Below are 16,421 nucleotides of genomic sequence, written 5' to 3'. Positions count from 1 at the left end.
CTGCGCGGCAAGATCCTCAACGTGGAGCGGGCTCGCTTCGACAAGATGCTGTCCAGCCAGGAAATCGGCACGCTGATCACCGCGCTCGGCACCTCGATCGGCAAGGACGAGTTCAACGCCGACAAGCTGCGCTACCACAAGATCATCATCATGACCGATGCCGATGTGGACGGCGCGCATATCCGCACCCTGCTCCTGACCTTCTTCTTCCGTCAGATGCCGGAATTGATCGAGCGCGGCCATCTCTATATCGCCCAGCCGCCGCTCTATAAGGTGACGCGCGGCAAGTCGATCCAGTACCTCAAGGACGAGAAGGCACTGGAAGACTATCTGATCGGCCAGGGGCTAGACGAAGCAACCCTGACGCTCGGCTCCGGCGAGGTGCGTGCCGGCCCCGACCTGCGCGAAGTCATCAACGACGCACTGCGTCTGAGGGCGCTGCTCGATGGCCTGCACTCCCGCTATAGCCGTTCGATCGTCGAACAGGCAGCGATTGCCGGCGCGCTCAACCCGGAGCTGACCGATAACCGCCAGCGCGCCCAGGAGACCGCAGACGAGGTGGCCCGCCGGCTCGATCTCATCGCGGAGGAAACCGAACGCGGCTGGAGCGGCCATGTCACCACCGAAGGCGGCTTGCGCTTCGAGCGCATGGTGCGCGGCGTCAAGGAAGTTGCGGTTCTGGACGTGGCGCTGATCGGTTCGGCCGACGCGCGTCACATCGACCAGATGACGACGCGCCTGCGGGAAATCTATGCGGTGCCGCCGAAGCTCGGCCGCAAGGAAGGGCAGACGGAAATTTCCGGTCCCCGCGCGCTTCTCGATGCGATCTTCGCTGCTGGCCGCAAGGGTCTCTCCATGCAGCGCTACAAGGGTCTCGGCGAGATGAATGCCGAGCAGCTTTGGGAAACGACGCTCGATCCGAATGTCCGTTCGCTGCTGCAGGTGAAGGTGAACGATGCGACCGACGCTGATGGCATGTTCGCCCGCCTGATGGGCGATGAGGTGGAGCCGCGCCGTGAGTTCATCCAGGACAATGCGTTGAGCGTCGCCAATCTCGACATCTAATCAAAATATGTTTCACGTGAATCTTTTCTGTGGATTGATTCACGTGAAACACTTTCTTCACCTGCTGGGTGGAAAGCCGCGTTCGGCGGGCGCTTATGCCAATATCTTCAAGGACAAGGCTCAGGGAAGAGGGCAGGGGTCGAGCGGAGCCGCCCGGTCGCGCAAGTCCTGATCAAGCCCCGTGATGCAGAGTGTTACGAAAGTACAGCGCCTTTCGGTCATGTTGCGCTGCACCTGTAACCTGTTAGTTTACCCCTCCCATGCTAGAGATTTCGGCACGTCCGGAACGCGACGACCCAAGACCAACAAGAAAGGTGGCCTTGCATGTTTTACCAGCTCTATGAGTTGAACCACGCGGCCATGGCGCCTTACCGCGCAGCAACGGAAACACTCCGCTTCCTCTACAGCAATCCGCTGAACCCCTTCTCGCAGACTACCTTCGGCCGCACCATGGCCGCCGGTCTCGAAGTGTTCGAGCGGATCACCCGTCGCTATGGCAAGCCGGAATTCGGCCTGCCGACCACCACCGTCAACGGGGAAACAGTGTCGGTGACCGAGAAGGTCGTGTGGTCCAAGCCCTTCTGTGATCTTCTGTATTTCGAGCGGGATTTGCCGAAAGGTACGGAGAGGGGCCCGAAGATCCTGGTCGTTGCGCCGATGTCCGGTCATTATGCCACGCTGCTGCGCGGCACGGTCGAAGCCCTGATGCAGGGTGCCGAGGTCTACATCACCGACTGGCAGGATGCCCGCAACGTACCGGTCACCGAAGGCCTCTTCGATCTCGACGATTACATCGACTATGTCGTGGAGATGATCCATCACCTTGGCCCCAACACCCATGTGGTCGCCGTCTGTCAGCCCTCCGTGCCGGTTCTGGCGGCGGTTGCCCTGATGGAAACGGCCGAGGATCCGCTTGCGCCGGCCTCGATGACGTTGATGGGTGGGCCGATCGATACCCGTATCAATCCGACGGCCGTCAACCAGCTGGCGCAGGAACGCCCGCTGAAGTGGTTCAAGGACAATGTCATCATGACGGTGCCCTGGCCGCAGGCCGGTTTCATGCGCCCCGTCTATCCGGGCTTCCTGCAGCTCTCCGGCTTCATGTCGATGAATCTGGACCGGCATCTCATTGCCCACAAAGATTTCTACGAGCATCTGGTAAAGAACGACGGCGAGTCGGCCGAGAAGCATCGTGACTTCTACGACGAATATCTGGCGGTGATGGACCTGACGGCCGAGTTCTATCTGCAGACGGTGGATACGGTCTTCATCAAGCACTCCCTGCCGAAGGGCGAGATGCTGCATCGCGGCCGCCCGGTCGATACCACGAAGATCCGCAACGTGGCACTTCTCACCATCGAAGGCGAGAATGACGATATTTCCGGCGTCGGCCAGACGGAAGCAGCGCAGACAATCTGCACCGCCATTCCGCAGGAGATGCGCCTGCATTACGTGCAGCCGGATGTCGGCCATTACGGCGTGTTCAACGGCTCGCGCTTCCGTCGCGAGATCGCTCCCCGAATCCTCTCCTTTGCCAGCCAGCACACCAAGGGCGTACGGAAGCCGGTGGTGCCGCGGGTGATCAAGGGCGGCAAGAGCGCCTGAAATCCGGGCTATATCAGGATTTGTGCAAATGGTTTCAGGGCCTTCGCCGATTTGGGCGGGGGCTTTCTTGAACGCGGTTGGAGCGCTTACCACATCGAAGGGCAGCGACAGGCATTCGGCCTGCTCGCGGCTAAAGAGGTAACGCTACCGATGAACCAGTCTGCATGGATCCGTCCGGATTGGACTCCGGCAACGATCGCCCTCATGGTCCTGGGCTTCGTGGTCTTCTGGCCGCTCGGCCTTGCCATGCTGGCCTATATCCTGTTCGGCGATCGCCTGCGGGAATTCAAGGGTGACGCCAACCGGCGCGCCGATGGCTTCTTCCGCAACTGCCGCCGTTCGTCACGCCGCGCCTATCGGTCGGGTTTCTCGACCGGCAACGTGGCCTTTGACGATTGGCGCACGGCGGAACTTGACCGGATCGAGGAACAGCGCCGCAAGCTCGATGAAATGCGGGAGGAATTCGACACCTATCTTCGCGAGCTTCGCCGCGCGAAGGACCAGGAGGAATTCGACCGCTTCATGCGCGACCGCGGCAACCGGCCCCCGGAAGGCGGCTATCCCGCCGTCTGAGGATCGGGCATGATGAGAGATGTAGCCGGCACCTTCGGGTGCCGGTTTTTTGTTGCCCCCGCCGATGCCGAATCGGATAGAAGACACCCATGTTCGCCCTGCTGACCCGCCCCAAGCGCAAGACGAAGCCGCTTCGTTCCGAGGAACGGATGCTTACGGTCGGCGAACGCAGCCTGCCGCTCACCATTCGCGAACATGCCCGCGCCACCCGTATCACGCTGCGCATCGAGCCCGGCGGCCGGGCGTTGCGCCTCACCGTGCCGATTGGCTTGAAGACCCGTGAGGTCGATGCCTTTCTTGCCCGCCACGATGGCTGGCTGCGCACCAAGCTGTCCCGCTTTTCGCCGGAAACCGGGCTGCGGCCGGGCGCCATGCTGTCGCTGCGCGGCGTGCCGCATCGCATCGTTCACACCGGCTCGCTGCGCGGCCTGACCGAAGCGGTGGAGGAGGGGGGCGAACCCGTGATCCGGGTGAGCGGTCTGGAGGATCATCTCGGCCGGCGGCTGGAAGCCTTCCTCAAGAAGGAGGCGCGCTACGATCTGGAGCGTCTTTCGGCGATCCATGCGGGGCGCATCGGCAAGGCGATCAGATCGCTGACGCTGAAGGATACTCGCAGCCGCTGGGGCTCCTGCTCCTGGCAGGGCAATCTCAGTTTCTCCTGGCGGATCGTCATGGCGCCGCCGCTGGTGATCGATTATCTCGCTGCACACGAGGTCGCGCATCTGAAGGAAATGAACCATGGCCCGCAGTTCTGGGCACTGTGCGGCGAACTCTGCCCGGACATGGAGACGGCTCGCCGCTGGCTGAAGGCGCATGGCTCGCAACTGCACGCCATCGACTTCGGTTGATCCGTGCCGGTCCGCAGAGGCCGTTTGCTCAAATGCCCTCGACTTGGCGCGCGATTCGTGCAACTTCGCCTGTCATGACACCAGACATCAAAATCTGCGGCCTGAAGACGCCGGAAGCGATCGACCTGGCGGTGGAGCGGGGCGCGAGCCATGTCGGCTTCATCTTTTTCGAAAAGAGTCCGCGCCACATCGATCCCCTGTCTGCCGGGGCGCTCGCGGACCGGGTGCGGGGCCGCGCCAAGATCGTCGCCGTCACCGTCAATGCCGACAATGAGGAACTGGAAGAGATCATCGCCTTCCTGAAGCCCGATATCCTGCAGCTGCACGGCGCGGAAACGCCGGAGCGCGTGCTGAATGTCAAGGCGGTGTTCGGCCTGCCTGTCATGAAGGCCTTTTCCATCCGCGAGACGGACGATCTGCGCAAGCTCGACGCCTATGAGGGACTCGCCGATCGTTTCCTGCTCGATGCCAAGGCACCCGAAGGATCGGATCTTCCGGGCGGCAACGGCGTTTCGTTTGACTGGCGCATTCTCTCGGCGCTTGACGCCAATATCGATTACATGCTTTCCGGCGGCCTTACCAAGGACAATGCGGCGGACGCCCTGTCCATGACAAAGGCCGGCGGGCTGGACCTGTCGTCCGGCGTGGAAAGTGCCCCCGGGGTCAAGGACCCTGCCAAAATCAACGCCTTCTTCGATGCGATCGATCAGTGGCGTTCCAGCGTTTCCAAGGGAGTGAAGCCGTGAACCAGTCGCTCAAACCCAATTCCTTCCGGGCCGGTCCGGATGAAGATGGCCGCTTCGGCATCTATGGTGGCCGCTTCGTCGCCGAGACGCTGATGCCGCTGATCCTCGATCTGGAGGCGGAGTGGAACAAGGCAAAGACGGATCCGGAATTCCAAGCCGAGCTTGCCCATCTCGGCACGCATTATATCGGCCGTCCGAGCCCGCTCTATTTCGCCGAGCGTCTGACCGCCGAACTCGGCGGGGCAAAGATCTATTTCAAGCGCGACGAGCTGAACCATACGGGCAGCCACAAGATCAACAACTGCATCGGCCAGATCCTGCTTGCCAAGCGGATGGGCAAGAAGCGCATCATCGCCGAAACCGGTGCCGGCCAGCACGGCGTGGCATCCGCCACCGTGGCCGCCCGCTTCGGCTTCCCTTGCGTCGTCTACATGGGCGCGACGGATGTGGAGCGCCAGGCGCCCAACGTGTTCCGCATGAAGCTGCTCGGCGCCGAGGTGAAGCCGGTGACTTCCGGTCACGGCACGCTGAAGGATGCCATGAACGAGGCGCTGCGCGACTGGGTCACCAATGTCGAGGATACCTATTACATCATCGGCACGGCGGCTGGTCCGCATCCCTATCCGGAAATGGTCCGCGAATTCCAGTCGGTGATCGGCAAGGAAGCCCGCGAACAGATGATGGCCGCCGAAGGCCGCCTGCCGGACATGCTGGTGGCTGCCGTCGGTGGCGGTTCGAACGCGATCGGCCTGTTCCATCCCTTCCTGGATGACGAAGGCGTGCGCATCGTCGGCGTCGAAGCTGGCGGCAAGGGTCTCGACGGCGAAGAGCATTGCGCCTCGCTGACGGCCGGCCGCCCGGGCGTGCTGCACGGCAACCGCACCTATCTGCTGCAGGATGGCGACGGCCAGATCAAGGAAGGCCATTCCATTTCGGCCGGCCTCGATTATCCGGGCATCGGCCCGGAACATTCCTGGCTGAAGGATAGCGGGCGCGTCGAATATGTGCCGATCAAGGATGACGAGGCGCTGGCCGCCTTCCAGCTGCTCACCCGCACCGAAGGCATCATCCCGGCGCTGGAGCCGAGCCATGCGCTGGCCGAGGTCATCAAGCGCGCGCCGACCATGGACAAGGACCAGATCATCCTGATGAACCTCTGTGGCCGCGGCGACAAGGACATCTTCACCGTTGGCAAGATTCTCGGAATGGGTCTCTGATCATGACTGCACGCATGGACAAACGTTTTGCCGATCTGAAAGCCGAAGGCCGTCCGGGGCTGATCACCTATATGATGGGTGGCGACCCGGATTTTCAGACCTCGCTCGGCATCATGAAGGCGCTGCCCGGTGCGGGCGCCGACGTGATCGAACTCGGCATGCCTTTCTCCGATCCGATGGCGGATGGCCCGGCCATCCAGCTGGCCGGTCAGCGGGCGCTCGCCGGCGGCCAGACGCTGGCAAAGACGCTGGATCTTGCCCGTGAATTCCGCAAGGACGACCAGGACACCCCGATCGTGCTGATGGGCTATTACAACCCGATCTACAACATGGGCGTGGAGACCTTCCTCGATCAGGCGCTGGAGGCCGGCATCGACGGGCTGATCGTTGTCGACCTGCCGCCGGAAATGGATGACGAGCTGTGCATCCCGGCGCTGGCCAAGGGCGTCAACTTCATCCGTCTGGCAACGCCGACGACCGACGAGAAGCGCCTGCCGACCGTGCTGCGCAACACCTCCGGCTTCGTCTATTATGTCTCGATGAACGGCATCACCGGTTCGGCCCTGCCGGATCCCTCGCTGGTTGGGGCTGCCGTGCAGCGCATCAAGGCGCATACGGATCTGCCGATCTGCGTCGGCTTCGGCGTCAAGACCGCCGATCATGCCCGGGCGATCGGGGCTGCCGCCGATGGCGTCGTCGTTGGCTCCGCCATCGTCGCGCAGGTGGCCGGCAGCCTGACCGCCGACGGCAAGGCGACGGATCACACCGTTTCTGCAGTCACGACGCTGGTCAGCGGTCTTGCGACCGGCGTCCGTTCGGCCCGCCTTGCTGCGGCCGAGTAAAATCACCACATTGACGATCGTCAATCAGGAGTTTCGTCCGTGAACTGGATCACCAACTATGTACGCCCCAAGATCAACTCGATGCTGGGGCGTCGGGAAGTGCCGGAAAATCTCTGGATCAAGTGCCCGGAAACGGGCGAAATGGTCTTTCACAAGGATCTGGAAGAGAACAAGTGGGTCATTCCCGCCTCCGGCTTCCACATGAAGATGCCGGCCAAGGCGCGCCTTGCCGATCTGTTCGACGGCGGCGTCTATGAAAACCTGCCGCAGCCCAAGGTGGCGCAGGACCCGCTGAAGTTCCGCGATTCCAAGAAATACGCAGATCGCCTGAAGGACAGCCGCACCAAGACCGAGCAGGAAGACACGATCCTTGCCGGCCTCGGCCAGGTGAAGGGCGTCAAGCTGGTCGCCGTCGTGCATGAGTTCAACTTCATAGGCGGTTCGCTCGGCATGGCGGCCGGCGAGGCGATCGTCAAGGCGGCCGAACGGGCGCTGGCCGAACGCTGCCCGCTGGTGATTTTCCCTGCTTCCGGCGGTGCGCGCATGCAGGAAGGCATTCTCTCGCTGATGCAGCTGCCGCGCACGACGGTTGCCATCGATATGCTGAAGGAAGCCGGTCTGCCGTATATCGTCGTGCTGACCAATCCGACGACCGGCGGCGTGACCGCCTCCTATGCCATGCTGGGCGATGTGCATATTGCCGAGCCCGGTGCCGAAATCGGCTTTGCCGGCAAGCGCGTCATCGAGCAGACGCTGCGCGAAAAGCTGCCGGAAGGCTTCCAGACCTCCGAATACCTTCTGGAACATGGCATGGTCGACATGGTGGTCAAGCGTCACGACATCGCGCAGACGCTCGCCACCCTGCTGAAGATCATGCTGAAGCAGCCGGCCAATGCCGATCAGCCGCTGGCGCTGACGGCCTGACCCGATGACAGGAGCCCCGGGGACTTCCATGAACGACGTTGCCCAGACCGAGGCGGAACAGGTCATCAACGAGCTGATGACCCTGCACCCCAAGGGGTTCGACATGACGCTCGGCCGCATGCGTCGCCTGCTGGAGGTGCTCGGCAATCCGCAGGACCGCCTGCCGCCGATGATTCATGTGGCGGGCACCAATGGCAAGGGCTCCGTCTCCGCCTTCAGCCGCGCGCTTCTGGAAGCGGGCGGCCATGCCGTGCATGTCCACACCTCGCCGCATCTGGTGAACTGGCATGAGCGGTACCGTATCGGCCAGCGCGGCCGGCCGGGCACGCTCGTTGACGATGCACTGCTGGCCGATGCGCTGCGCCGCGTGGCGACAGCCAATGCCGGCCAGGCGATTACCGTCTTCGAGATCCTGACGGCGGCGAGTTTCCTGCTGTTTTCGGAGATCCCGGCCGATGCCGTCGTGATCGAGGTCGGCATGGGCGGGCGTCTCGACTGCACCAATGTGGTGGATCGTCCCGCGGTCTCCGTCATCATGCCGATCTCCTTCGATCATCAGGCCTATCTCGGCGACCGCGTCGAGCTGATCGCCGCCGAAAAGGCCGGCATCATGAAGAAGGGTTGCCCCGTCGTCATCGGTCACCAGGAATTCGATGCGGCCGAAGAGGTGCTCGTCTCGACAGCAGAACGGCTCGGCTGTCCGTTCTCGGTCTATGGGCAGGACTTTTCCGCGCATGAGGAATTCGGCCGGATGATCTATCAGGACGAATTCGGTCTTGCCGATCTGCCCCTGCCGCGTCTGCCGGGCCGCCACCAGCTCGCCAATGCCGCTGCTGCCATTCGTGCAGTGCGCGCGGCGGGCTTCGAAGTGACCGACGCCATGATGGAACAGGCGATGACGGGTGTTGAATGGCCCGGCCGCCTGCAGCGCCTGACCGACGGCGCGCTCATTCCGCTCGCTCCGCAAGGTGCGGAAATCTGGGTCGATGGCGGACACAATCCGGGCGCCGGCGAGGTGATTGCCGAAGCTATGGCCGCCTTCGAGGAAAAGCAGCCGCGGCCGCTTTACCTCGTCACCGGCATGCTGAACACCAAGGATCCGGTCGGCTATTTCCGCGCCTTTGCCGATATTGCCGAATGCGTGTTCACCGTGCCGATCCGCGGCAGCGATGCGGGGCTCGATCCGGTGGTTCTGGCCAATGCGGCCTATGATGCGGGTCTCGTAGCCGAACCGCATTCGACGGTGGCCGAGGCCCTTGCGGAAATCACGGCCCGTCAGTTGCCGGGCACGGCACCGCCGCGCATCCTGATTGGCGGATCCCTTTATCTGGCCGGCAATGTGCTGGCCGATAACGGCACGCCCCCGACCTGATCGGCTGAAATCCTTCAGACACGAAAAAGCCCGGTGTAAGCCGGGCTTTTTGCCGTTCAGATCCCGATTGTCAGCGGATTAGGCGTTGCCGGAAATCCAGCTGGAGAGGGCCGATTTCGGGGCTGCACCGACCTTGATGTCGGCCACTTCGCCGCCCTTGAACACGGCGAGCGTCGGGATGGAGCGAACGCCGAACTTGGCGGCCAGTTCCGGGTTCTCATCAATGTTCAGCTTGGCGATCTTCACCTTGCCGGCGAGTTCGGTTGCGATTTCCTCGAGGCTCGGCGCGATCATCTTGCAGGGACCGCACCACTCGGCCCAGAAATCCACAACGACGGGTTCGGACGCTTCCAGAACTTCGGCTTCGAAGTTGGCGTTGTCGACTTTCACGGTAGCCATGGGGCTCTCCTTCAATGGGGGTGTTGTCACAGATGTGATGCGCGGGGCTGCGAAATTCAATCCTGCCTATCTCACTTTGTATCGAGTTCGGCAAGGGAGCGCGACAGCACCGCCTCCGGCAGCACCAGAACCCGCGTCGTCTCGGTATAGACGAGCACGCAGCGGATGGGCCGGCCCGGATAGAGCGGCTGCAATATCTCCCGGTAGATCGCCATCTGGGCGCGGTGGGAGAGCGGTGCCGCCTCCGCCGTCTGCGGGGTGAAGCGGTTGGTCTTGTAGTCGAGAAGCGTCACGGTCCCATCGGTATCGACGCTCAGCCGGTCGATGCGTCCGGAGACGGCATGGTCGCGGCCATTGAGCGACAGCCGACCCATGATCGAGACCTCCGCCTGCGCCTTCGCCGTGAACACCGATTGCAGCTCGGGATGCGAAAGCACGCCGAGAATGGAGGCGAGAAGCGCCTCGCGCTCCGTCACCGGCCAGAAACCGGCGGTGCGGGCGAGATAGCGGCGGGCAGCATCCTCCTGCTCCGCAGGGGGAAAGGCGGGCAGCATTTGCAGCATCCGGTGCGTGAGACGCCCTTTCTGCAAGGCGCGGCTGGAAGCGGGTTTTTCCCCGAACAGGGGAGAGACGAAGGGAGCCTCGCCATCCTCCTCCTCGATCATGATACCGGCACCGGAAGGGCTCAGCGGCCGGGGCAGGGGTGGCAGCGGCGGCAGAGGCCGGAACAGGGCGTCCGGCAGGGCGTCGGCGGCAGGGTCTGTCGCGTCCGCTGCGTTTGGCTCCCGCTCCAGCACACGCTGCGGACCGGACGCCATGCGCCAGCGATAGCCGCCCCATTCACCATCCGGGCCGGAGAAGCGCGCCGGCTCGCAATGAGCGGTGTCGGCGCCGAGCGCCCGCTCCACCATGGCAAGCCAGCTGTCCTCGTTGTCCCTCTTGCCGCGATAGCCGCACAGGATCAGCCGGTCGGCGGCCCGCGTCATGCCGACATAGAGAAGGCGGCGATATTCCTCCTCCGCCGATTGCTTGAGCTGATCCTCGTCTGCCGTGCTCAGCGCATTGGCGAGTGTCTTGCCCGGCACCCAAGCGGGCACGCGCGCAGTGCCTGCCGTCAGAAAGCGGAATTTCGGGACATGGCTCGAGACGAAGGCCTTCGAGCCGCTATCGACCAGGAAGACGATCGGCGCCTCGAGACCCTTGGAGGCATGCACGGTCATGATGCGTACTTCGTCGCGCCCGCTGTCCTGCTCACGCTTGATCTCGGGCGATTCCAGCTCCAGCGTGGAAACGAAGCTCTGCAGGCCGGGCAGGGTCTTGTCCTCATGGTCAAGCGCAAGGCTCAGGAACTCGTCCAGCACATCGCCCGCCTCGCTGCCCAGCCGCGCCAGAAAGCGTTTGCGCCCGCCTTCGGCTCCCAGCAGGCGGGCGAAGAAATCATGCACGCTGAGCCGACCCGCCAGGCCGCGCAGATGGTCCAGCCGGTCGCGGACCGCGGCAAGCCTTGCATCGCCGGTATCGGCCAGCGCACCAAGCTGTTGCCAGGCGCTGGTTGCCTCCGGGCGAAGGGCGGCAATGCGAAAGAGATCGTCCTCGTCGAGGTCGAAGAGCGGGCTCTTCAGCACGGCGGCGAGCGAAAGGTCATCCTGCGGCTGCAGCAGGAAGCGGGAGAGCGCCATGAGATCCTGCACCGCGATATGGCTGGCGAGCCGCAGGCGGTCGGCACCGGCGACCGGAATATCGCCGCGCCGCTTCAGCGCCCGCGTCAGTGCATTGACGAAAGCATCACGCTTGCGCACCAGCACCAGAATGTCGCCGGGGCGGATCAGCCGCTCCTTGCCTTTCTCGATCACCGTCTCGCGGTCGACCAGTTCGCCGATCCGGTGGGCGATGCGGGCGGCCAGAATGGCGGAGGGGGCGCGGTCCGGCGTCGCATCGAACGGCGCGGTCCAGTCCTCCTCCATCTCGCTGACGTCAGGGACGACAGTCTCCCAGAGATCGACGGCGCCGGCATGGCCGATGCGGTTGGACCGGTGGATGACGGGATCGCCGATGGCGCTCAGGCCTCTGGCATTGTCCTCCAGCGAAAAGACCTGGTCGACGGCGCTCAGCACATCGGCCGTCGAGCGGAAGGAGAGGGGCAGGCGCACCGCATGGAAGCGCTGGCCGCTCTCGGCCACCCGCCGCTCGGTGGCGCTGCGCTCTTGCGCAAAACGCTCCGGACGGGCCCCCTGAAAGGAATAGATCGACTGCTTTTCATCGCCGACGGCAAACAGGGTGCGGCGGGTTTCGCGCGCGCTTTGACCGCTGAAGAAATCCTCCGCCAGCGACTGGATCACCGTCCACTGGATCGGGCTCGTATCCTGCGCCTCGTCGACCAGGATATGGTCGATGCCCTGGTCCAGCTTGTAATGTACCCAGGCGCCCACGCCATCGCGGGTCAGGAGATCGGCGGTACGGTTGATGAGGTCCTCGAAGTCGAGCAGGCTGCGGCGGCGCTTCAGCTCCTCGTAATCCTCGCCGAGCCGTTCGGCGAGGGTCAGCGCGGCGCGGGTGGCGGCAAACATCCGCACCACCTTCAACCGGTCGCGGCAGGTCGCCACATGGTCGCGGGCCTCGGCGATGGCTTCGGCCAGTTCCGGGGCAGCCGTCAGCATGGCCTTGGCCGCCAGCGAGGAATCCGCCTTCGGCTTGCCGGCCTGGGTGAGGAAGACCTGATCGAGCAGGCGGGCGCGCTCGGCCGGGTCCGTCTCGGCGATGGCGCGCTTCAGGGTAATGGCGGCCTCGCCCGCCTTGGCGCCGCCCTTGGCCTCGGCAAGCTCCAGATAGGTGGTCAGCCGGCCGTCTACGAGGCCGGGCAGTGGCCAGTAGGCAGCGAGCGCCGTCTCAAGCGTTTCGTCCGGCGCCAGGCCATAGGCGCGGCGCAGCACGGCATCCCGTCCGCCATGCTCCGCCGCCTGTTCCAGAAAATGACCGATGGCGGCGCGATTGGCGACGATATCCGAGAGCAGGGCTTCCAGACCGGATTCGTCCCCGAGATCCAGCACATGGGCAAAGGCCTCGGCGAGGTCCGCATCCTCTTCCATCGCGGTCGCCGTCAGCAGCGAGCGGCGCGCCTCGGCGAGCAGCGCGGAGGCAGACACATCGTCCAGCACGGAGAAATGGCCTGCGACATTCGCCTCCAGCGGAAACTGGTGCAGCAGCGCCTCGCAGAAGGCGTGGATGGTCTGGATCTTCAGGCCGCCCGGCGTTTCCAGCGCCTTTGCAAACAGGCGACGCGCCTCGGCAAGCTTGAACAAATCCGGCTCATGGCCTTCGATGCCGGCGATCCTGTCCCTCAGCTCCGCATCCGGCAGCACGGCCCATTCCGCCAGCCGCTGGAAGACGCGGTTCGACATTTCGGAGGCGGCGGCCTTCGTATAGGTCAGGCAGAGAATGGCGGAGGGTCGGCAGCCGGAGAGCAGCAGCCGGATCACGCGCTGCGTCAGCACATGCGTCTTGCCGGAGCCGGCATTGGCCGACACCCAGGCGGAACTTTGCGGATCGGAGGCGCGCGCCTGCTGGCCGGCGGTCCAGTCCAGCCAGCGGCGGGGATCCTCGCCCAGCGTCTCCAGCCCTGTCTCACTCATCGCCGTCACTGTCCTCTGCATCCGCCGTCGACCATTCCGCCACGCGGGCGAGATGATCGTAATCGCCGCCGATATCGCTCTGCATCATCGGGATGAGGCGGGAGGCGAAGCCGACGCGGTTTTCGCGAAGTCGCGTCACGAAGCCGGTCAGCTGGCTGATCGCGTCCTGCGCCAGTTCGAGCGCCGATTTCGGCTGGGTGGTAGCGGTGGCGCGCGCACCCTCATTGTTCACCTTGTCCCACGTGAAACGTTCGCCGGGACGCAGCCGCACGTAGAGAAGATTGTCCGGCCGCTGTTCGCCGATCGCCTTGAAGGCACCGGCCTGCAGCGCTGCTGCCTCAAGGGCCAGCTGCGGGTCGAGCAGGGCGCGCGCCTGGGCGGGCGACGGGTTGAGGCCGGTCTTGTAGTCGATGATATCGGCATCGCCGGAGCGCTTGATGTCGATCCGGTCGGCAATGCCGGTCACCCGGATGCCCGCCGCCGCCAGTTCATAGCCGGCCGGCAGTTCGGTGTAGGTGCGGCGGATGTCTGGCGCGCGGGCCTCTTCCCAGCGCAGAAAGGCACGGGCCACCTCGCGAAAGCGCGGCCGCCAGACCTGATCGATATGCGGCGGCAGTGCTTCGCGGTCGAACTCCTCGGCAATCAGCCGCTGCATCACCTCCAGCGCATGCGGCGAGCCGGGCACCGGCGCGACCCGCGTATAGCGTTCGATGATGCGGTGATAGAGTGTGCCGCGTTCGGCAGCGCCCGGATCCTCGTTGAAGGGTTCGAGCGGATCGAGCCGCAGGATGCGCCGCGCATAGATGGCATAAGGGTCGCGGCGAAGCCGCCCGACCTCGCTGAAGGAATAGCTTCGCGGCTGGCGATCGGCCGGCGGCGTCGGCGCGGGACGGCGGGCCAGCGGCTGCCGCTCCTCGGGGCGCGGCGTGTCGATCATCCGTGCCCAGCGGCGATAATCTTCGCCGCGCGCGCGCAGATCGCGTGCCAGCTGCTCGCCACCAAGCGCCAGCAGGCGTTGCAGCCAGCGGGAGGCGACGGTCGGTGCGCCGCCCTGGCGCAGGGCGCGGGAATAGATGATGTGCCGGGTGCCGTTCGCCATCTGGAAATCATGTGCCAGCTGGCCGATCCGTCGCTCGGGCGGCTCGAGCCCCATGTCCGTCTTCATGCTGCGCGACAGAAAGGGGTTCTGCACCGATTGCCCCGGCCATGACCCTTCGTTCATGCCGCCGAGCACAAGCGTGTCGACAGTCTGCAATCGGGCTTCCAGCGTGCCGAAGATGAAGACGCGCGGATGGCTGAGCTGGCGGGGCTTCACGGCTTCGCTCGCCATCAGGGCAGCCATGATGTCGATCCATTGCGGCCCGTCGGCCTCGATCTGGCCGTCGGTCTCGATGATCTCGCCGAGCAGCCCGGCCAGCCTCTCGCCGGCTTCTCCCGTCCAGAGCGGCCGCAGGCCCTGCTCTGCATCGAGGCCGACGGCTTCCAGCACGCGGCCGGTGCGGTTTGCCCAGTCGGAGAGGAGCAGCCGTGCGGTCATCGGGCGCCCGTCGGCGCGGCGGGAGACGAGAACCTCGGCCAGTGGCTCCACGGCTTCGGCGATGCGTCTCGCCAGCGCGCGGGCCCGATCGGCGGCATCTTCCGGCAGCGACTGGCGCCATTGCGGCGGATGGCGGTCGGTCTTCTGCTCCGTCAGCCGCTTTTCGAGCAGCGGCTCCAGGCCGGCCAGATCCGGCTCGCCGGTGCCGCCGCGCAAGGCCAGAAGCTCCAGCGCTTCCGAGGCCGTACGACCCTCCGTCGGTGAGAGCCCGAAGCGGGCCAGCGGATGCTTCATGAGTGCGGTGATGGCGACCGGATCACCGGGCCTCAGAACCGCCTCCAGCACCAGCGTCAGCAGCGTTCCCTGTGGCGTGGCTGACAGAGGCGTGCCGGCCGTGTCGTCGGCGGTGATGCCGAAGCGGGCGAGTTCGGCTGCCACGCGACGGGCGAGCGCGCGATCCGGCGTAATCAGGGCGGCCTGCGAGGAACCGTCGCGTCCCGGCGCTTCGAGCGCCATGCGCAGCGCAATGGCAATCGCGGTCGCTTCCTCCCGCTCGTTGGCAGCCTCGATGAGGCTCACATCGGCAAAGGCGGCGCGGATCGTCTCCTGCGTCGTCTCCTGACGCCAGTCGTTCCAGCGATCGGTGGCGTCGGCCGGCGCCAGTGCCTGTGACAGAAGAAGGGAGCGACCGGCGAGATCCGGGTCGGGCAGACCCAGTTGTTCGACCTCGGCGCGGGTCACGGCGAGTTTTTCCAGAAGCCGGTACAGGCCGTATTGCGGATGGCTGCGGCTGGCGGGATCGGGGCGCAGGCCTTCCGCCCCGCGGCCGAGCAGGGCCCATTGATCCTCCGGCATATCCTGATCGAGACCCGGCAGCACGATGGCACCGTTCGGCAATGTCGCGATGGCGGCAATCAGATTGGCGGCGGCCGGCACCGAACCGGTGGAGCCCGCCACGATCACCGGGTCGTGGCCGCTGTGGGCAGCCATCCGTCGCGTCTCGCCATTCAGGATCGCTGCCTTGTGGCGGGCGGGCGAGGAACGGCGCAGCTCTTCCAGCCGCACCGGCCAGAAGGCGCTGGCGATCTTGAGAAATTCCGCCGTCAGCTGCCACCAGAGCGAGTGGTCGCCGGTCTGCAGCCGTTCGAGGTCCGCCCAGTCGCGCTCTTCCGTTTCGATTGCGTCGATCAGTTCGCAGAGCGACCGCGCCAGCCAGATGGCATCGGCGGGGCTGGCGGGCGCGACGAGCGGCGAATCCCGGTGCACGTCGATGATCGCCTGCGGCAGCGCATTGCGCCAGGCGAGAATGAGACGCCCGAGTTCCAGCAGCCGCGCCGTGCTGCTGATCGGCAAGGCGAGATCCATCTCTTCCGGGGCGACGAGATCGAAGAAGCCGGCATCGTCATCCGTCTCGCCGAGCGGCCGGATGAGCGGCAGGATGGCCGAGCGCCCGCCCAGCAGATCGACGAATTCGGACCGCAGCACGCGGGCCGCGCGCCGGGTTGGGACATAGATCGTCACCCGGGACAGCGAGAGCGGATCTTCGGGGGTGTAGCGGAAGCTGGAGAGCAGGCGGCCGTCGCAGAGCGCTGCCGCCACGGTGCGCAGGAAGGGCACCGCAGGGGCAATGGTGAGGATCCGCTTCTGCTGCCGATGATCCATGG

Annotated in this window: 12 protein-coding genes; 9 read left to right on the top strand and 3 right to left on the bottom strand. The window is 65.0% G+C overall.

All coding sequences use genetic code 11. From position 1 onward, the window contains the following. The 9 genes from FNA46_RS11065 to FNA46_RS11025 all read left to right on the top strand — a co-directional run. On the top strand, nucleotides 1-1,065 hold a 1,065-nt coding region (locus FNA46_RS11065; protein ID WP_246103019.1), incomplete at its 5' end, for a toprim domain-containing protein. 324 nt (nucleotides 1,066-1,389) lie between these two features. After that, complete coding sequence (locus tag FNA46_RS11060; protein WP_143125256.1) at nucleotides 1,390-2,670, top strand: polyhydroxyalkanoate depolymerase; 1,281 nt, start codon at nucleotides 1,390-1,392, stop codon at nucleotides 2,668-2,670. 150 nt (nucleotides 2,671-2,820) lie between these two features. Beyond that, on the top strand, nucleotides 2,821-3,243 hold the full coding sequence (locus FNA46_RS11055; RefSeq protein ID WP_143125255.1) for a DUF2852 domain-containing protein: 423 nt from the start codon (nucleotides 2,821-2,823) through the stop codon (nucleotides 3,241-3,243). A gap of 89 nt (nucleotides 3,244-3,332) precedes the next feature. Further along, the gene (locus FNA46_RS11050) at nucleotides 3,333-4,091 is read left to right on the top strand and encodes a M48 family metallopeptidase (protein ID WP_143125254.1); all 759 of its coding nucleotides are present in this window, start codon (nucleotides 3,333-3,335) and stop codon (nucleotides 4,089-4,091) included. Nucleotides 4,092-4,165: 74 nt separating this feature from the next. Next, a complete protein-coding gene (locus tag FNA46_RS11045) occupies nucleotides 4,166-4,837 on the top strand; it encodes a phosphoribosylanthranilate isomerase (RefSeq protein ID WP_143125253.1) in 672 nt (223 codons plus the stop codon). Beyond that, nucleotides 4,834-6,054 carry a tryptophan synthase subunit beta gene (trpB, locus tag FNA46_RS11040; RefSeq protein WP_143125252.1) on the top strand — a complete coding sequence of 407 codons (1,221 nt, stop codon included), beginning with the start codon at nucleotides 4,834-4,836 and terminating at the stop codon, nucleotides 6,052-6,054. Before FNA46_RS11045 ends, trpB begins: the two co-directional genes overlap by 4 nt. 2 nt (nucleotides 6,055-6,056) lie before the next feature. Beyond that, a complete protein-coding gene (gene trpA / locus FNA46_RS11035; RefSeq protein ID WP_143125251.1) occupies nucleotides 6,057-6,896 on the top strand; it encodes a tryptophan synthase subunit alpha in 840 nt (279 codons plus the stop codon). A gap of 39 nt (nucleotides 6,897-6,935) precedes the next feature. Next, nucleotides 6,936-7,820 (top strand): acetyl-CoA carboxylase, carboxyltransferase subunit beta, encoded by an 885-nt coding sequence (gene accD, locus FNA46_RS11030; RefSeq protein ID WP_143125250.1) that lies wholly within the window; start codon nucleotides 6,936-6,938, stop codon nucleotides 7,818-7,820. 28 nt (nucleotides 7,821-7,848) lie between these two features. After that, a complete protein-coding gene (locus FNA46_RS11025) occupies nucleotides 7,849-9,192 on the top strand; it encodes a bifunctional folylpolyglutamate synthase/dihydrofolate synthase (RefSeq protein WP_143125249.1) in 1,344 nt (447 codons plus the stop codon). Nucleotides 9,193-9,270: 78 nt separating this feature from the next. On the opposite strand, the gene trxA is transcribed toward FNA46_RS11025, so the two are convergent. The 3 genes from trxA to addB all read right to left on the bottom strand — a co-directional run bounded on the left by trxA (nucleotide 9,271) and on the right by addB (nucleotide 16,419). Next, nucleotides 9,271-9,591 carry a thioredoxin gene (gene trxA, locus FNA46_RS11020; protein ID WP_143125248.1) on the bottom strand — a complete coding sequence of 107 codons (321 nt, stop codon included), beginning with the start codon at nucleotides 9,589-9,591 and terminating at the stop codon, nucleotides 9,271-9,273. 71 nt (nucleotides 9,592-9,662) lie between these two features. Continuing rightward, nucleotides 9,663-13,220: a double-strand break repair helicase AddA gene (gene addA / locus FNA46_RS11015; protein ID WP_143125247.1), complete on the bottom strand. Its 3,558-nt coding sequence runs from the start codon at nucleotides 13,218-13,220 to the stop codon at nucleotides 9,663-9,665. Then, a complete protein-coding gene (addB, locus tag FNA46_RS11010) occupies nucleotides 13,213-16,419 on the bottom strand; it encodes a double-strand break repair protein AddB (protein ID WP_143125246.1) in 3,207 nt (1,068 codons plus the stop codon). The genes addA and addB overlap by 8 nt, the downstream gene beginning before the upstream one ends. Between the last annotated feature and the right edge of the window lie 2 nt (nucleotides 16,420-16,421).

It is taken from the genome of Affinirhizobium straminoryzae (genome assembly GCF_007004135.1).
Taxonomy (GTDB): Bacteria; Pseudomonadota; Alphaproteobacteria; order Rhizobiales; family Rhizobiaceae; genus Neorhizobium; species Neorhizobium straminoryzae.
The sequence above is the reverse complement of the archived record's forward strand: the minus strand, read 5'-3'. Positions and strand labels throughout refer to the sequence as shown.

Bases quoted from the DNA above. Each gene is read 5' to 3' on its own strand.
- FNA46_RS11060 (WP_143125256.1), top strand. From the start codon at position 1,390: ATGTTTTACCAGCTCTATGAGTTGAACCACGCGGCCATGGCGCCTTAC.
- FNA46_RS11055 (WP_143125255.1), top strand. From the start codon at position 2,821: ATGAACCAGTCTGCATGGATCCGTCCGGATTGGACTCCGGCAACGATC.
- FNA46_RS11050 (WP_143125254.1), top strand. From the start codon at position 3,333: ATGTTCGCCCTGCTGACCCGCCCCAAGCGCAAGACGAAGCCGCTTCGT.
- FNA46_RS11045 (WP_143125253.1), top strand. From the start codon at position 4,166: ATGACACCAGACATCAAAATCTGCGGCCTGAAGACGCCGGAAGCGATC.
- trpA (WP_143125251.1), top strand. From the start codon at position 6,057: ATGACTGCACGCATGGACAAACGTTTTGCCGATCTGAAAGCCGAAGGC.
- FNA46_RS11025 (WP_143125249.1), top strand. From the start codon at position 7,849: ATGAACGACGTTGCCCAGACCGAGGCGGAACAGGTCATCAACGAGCTG.
- trxA (WP_143125248.1), bottom strand. From the start codon at position 9,591: ATGGCTACCGTGAAAGTCGACAACGCCAACTTCGAAGCCGAAGTTCTG.
- addA (WP_143125247.1), bottom strand. From the start codon at position 13,220: ATGAGTGAGACAGGGCTGGAGACGCTGGGCGAGGATCCCCGCCGCTGG.
- addB (WP_143125246.1), bottom strand. From the start codon at position 16,419: ATGGATCATCGGCAGCAGAAGCGGATCCTCACCATTGCCCCTGCGGTG.